This window comes from Psychromonas sp., assembly GCF_041586535.1.
Classification (GTDB): Bacteria; Pseudomonadota; Gammaproteobacteria; order Enterobacterales; family Psychromonadaceae; genus Psychromonas.
This window is the reverse complement of the sequence record NZ_JBFGZY010000217.1, coordinates 1-3,628: the sequence shown is the minus strand read 5'-3', so window position 1 is coordinate 3,628 and position 3,628 is coordinate 1. Positions and strand designations below refer to the sequence as shown.

Below are 3,628 nucleotides of genomic sequence, written 5' to 3'. Positions count from 1 at the left end.
GTCGTTGGTCAGGTGAAATCAAAAATTGGGCACCAGTTAAAGAAGTCAGGCTTAATCCAGAGAAGTCAAAGACTGAAATAAAAGAGAATAAGGTGGCATAAATTTAAACGTCAGGCGACAACTCTCTTGAAAACCGCCGCACTTCACGTACATTCTCTTCACCTATATCACCAGCCTTATTAGTACTCATGAATTCTCCGAATAAAAACATAACAGTGTATTAGCCTACATTCTCACCAGTACACACGTAAACTTTATCTATTGATAAGAACTATATAACAACTGTTTTATAAAACAGTTAGATAGATCAACACATGATTGTGAATTGATGCATTTTCATTTATAGAGATCTCTATAAATGCCCCCAAAACAACTTTTTTCAGTAGGTTAAAGTATCAAGCATGCGAAACTTGCGCATCAAGTGTGCATATAATGGGCAACACCCATTACTTGATTCATCCCTGTATATAAAAGCCGACTTGTTGCAAGAAGAGTCAATAAGCCAAGTTCCGCTTTTATTGAATCAATACGTACCGAATTAAGAACAAAGCACTACAGTATCCGCACTGAAAATACCTGGTTATTCACAACTCAACTTAGATAAAGTAAGCTTAATACTCATTAATATATTGATGCTAGCGCCACACTCGCTTTTTTGCGTGAAACGAGCGTAGCTGTGACCAAGTTGATCTTGTCACTTATTTTTAGTTCCTAAGGCGTAAATGACCAGGCTAGGCCTTTCACTTACATCTTTTTTACCTCTCATCGTTTTTGTTAAAACGAAAGGCCTGATAATCATATAGTAAGTTTTCCTCTACCCCACAGCCAACTTCGCTGTATCGTGCCACAAATAAGCTGGCATTGGCTGTGCTAATTTCCAGGTGATATTCATCGGCTGGCTGCCTTCAAATTTTACAAAATCCACCGGCCCAAAATTTACAAAACCCATGGTACGACCATTTTCATCTTTGGCTTGTTCGCGGACAAACAGCAGTATGGTTTTACCTGTCTGCTTTTGAGTGATATAAGCCAAGCCTTTACCTGTATTCGGCCTTGCACTATTTTGCGTTTGCCAATGAAACAGGCTGGGGCTGATGGCAAAGTCATGATACATCGTGGTCGGCGAAAATTGCTTTTCATACTTGTTAAGCGTGACAAATAACAGCTCGGTATTTATCTCTGGAAGGTTTAATACACCTTCCCGGCTGGATGATTTTTTGTTAAAAGTGGAGTCCCCAAAAGCGACCATAATATGCTCTTTCGGATGACGAACGTGCATTTTTAGTGGTGAAGTATCGATAGTCTTATTGCAACCCGTCGGCATTGGAAATTCGTTTACTTCTAACCTCTCTATTAATAATGCCAGCACTTCAAAGAGTTCACTTTGTAGGCTTGTATTATGTAGGGTTTGTAAGCTTTCGTTTAATGATTTAAAGCCAAGTTGAGATCCTGTTTTATCCCAAAAATCGTAATGGCACATCAAGGCAAAGAGCCGGTTTTGCTGAACTGTGTTAGCGGCATTATCGTTCTCATTAAATATGAAATTGTCTTTGCATAATCGCTGTAAAAATTTTAAGTATGAGATCGATGTGCAGTTTAATAACCGGTTATTAATGGCGCGATAATAGGCCGCAAAAAGCTCTGGAGGTGTTTTTGTATGATTGTCACTTTTACTGGCAGTAAGTAATGCACTCCAGCCTCCGCAATTTAATGGGCTGGAAAGTTTTATTTTATAGATATCTTCCAAGGTAATATTTGGGTAGATATGTAAAAAATTGCTGAGTGATAAAGGCAGATGAGTGATGTGCGGGAAGTTATTAATCTCTCGTAATAACCTGTTTCTATTCAAGATTGCATTGCTGATATTCTTGAGGATCATCGCTTGGGTTTTTTCTTGCAATTCAATGCGACAGCCAATGGGTAATTGCGGGAATCCTTGTTTTATCTCTTTGCCAATAGATTGATTTGTTTTACCGACTAACGCCCTGAATTTTTGTGAAAAGTCATATTCTGGGCGAGAGTTGCCAACAAAATCAAGTATGGTACAACACTCTTTACCTTCTGTTAGCCGGAGCCCACGACCAAGCTGCTGCAGAAATATGGTTAAGCTTTCTGTCGGACGTAAAAATAGCAGGGTATCAATTTCTGGAATATCGACACCTTCATTAAAGATATCGACCACAAACAAGATATTGATATCTCTGCTTTTCAGACGTTGCTGCTGTATTTCACGCTCATTACTATTGTCACTGGTCAATATGTCACATTTAATCCCTTTCAATGTGAATTTTTGCGCCATAAACTTAGCGTGTTCGCGACTGACACAAAATGCCAAAGCTCGCATCATACTGATATCGGTAATGATCTCACCGAGATTTTGTAAAATACGCAAAACCCTTTGATCATTATGAGTGTATATCTTGGTGAGTTCAGCTACATCGTAACGGCCTTTAGACCAAGGGATCCTGCTCAAATCGGTGTCATCATCAACGGCAAAATATTGAAAGGGCGACAGGTGGCGCTGGTTGATCGCTTCTGGTAAACGAATTTCTGCTGCAATAACATTGCAAAAGTCAGATAAAATATCGATACCATCATGGCGCTCGGGTGTTGCTGTTAAGCCTAATAATATTTGTGGCTGAAAATGGTTTAATAAAGCACGGTAACTGTTTGCCGCAATATGATGCACTTCATCAATAACGATATAATCAAAATAGTCTTTGCTGAGTTTTAGCGAGTCGATTTGATTATTCAAACTCATAATCGAAGCAAACAGATGGTTGTAACTGCTGGGTTTATTATTCCCTACCCATAATTCACCAAAACTGCTGTTTTTAAGTACGCCACGAAATGCGCCTAGCGCCTGTTTTAATATCTCTTCTCTGTGAGCGACAAAGAGAAATTTAGCGCCGGGGTTGCTTTGGTAAAAACGGGCAAAATCGAATGCTGAGATAATGGTTTTGCCTGTCCCCGTTGCCGCCACAATCAGGTTTTTATATCGCTGGTGCAGCTCTCTTTCAACCTGCAATTTGTTTAAAATAGATTGCTGATGCGAGTGGGGTGTTATATCAAAGTAATAACTCGGGGCATTGTTACTAAAATCACCTCGGGCTGTTTGTAGCGCTTGTTTTAATTTATCACAGCTTGCCAGATCACCATTAAACGTTTCAAAATCAGGTGACTCCCAATAAGTTTCAAAGGTACTGAGTGATTTTTCAATGATATGTGGGATCTCTTGCGAGGTGATTTTTAAGTTCCATTCTAAACCATTGGTTAATGCAGAATGAGATAGGTTAGATGAGCCTATGTAACCGGTGTGAAATTTAGTGTTGCGTAGAAACAAGTATGATTTTGCATGTAGTCGTTCGCGGCTAGTATTATAGCTGAGTTTGACCTCGGTATTTGGCAGTGATGCTAAAAACTCAACCGCTTTTGCATCGGTCGCACCCATATAAGAGGTTGTGATCACTTTTAACTGCTTGCCACTTCCCCCCTGTGTCAGGATAGTTGTCGCCTCTAATTTTTAGTTAGAGGAAATTAAAATGAAGAGAAAATTTACAACATCATTTAAGATACAAGCAGTAGAAAAGGCGCTTAGTCGGAATGAAAATACAACATTAACTGAGAT

1 pseudogene is annotated in these 3,628 nt (G+C 39.3%); it reads right to left on the bottom strand.

Features of this window, described 5'->3' with window-relative positions:
* Nucleotides 1-814: 814 nt before the first annotated feature.
* A pseudogene (locus ABZA00_RS16665) lies at nt 815-3,487 on the bottom strand (DUF3427 domain-containing protein); the annotation flags it as partial.
* Nucleotides 3,488-3,628 lie beyond the last annotated feature (141 nt).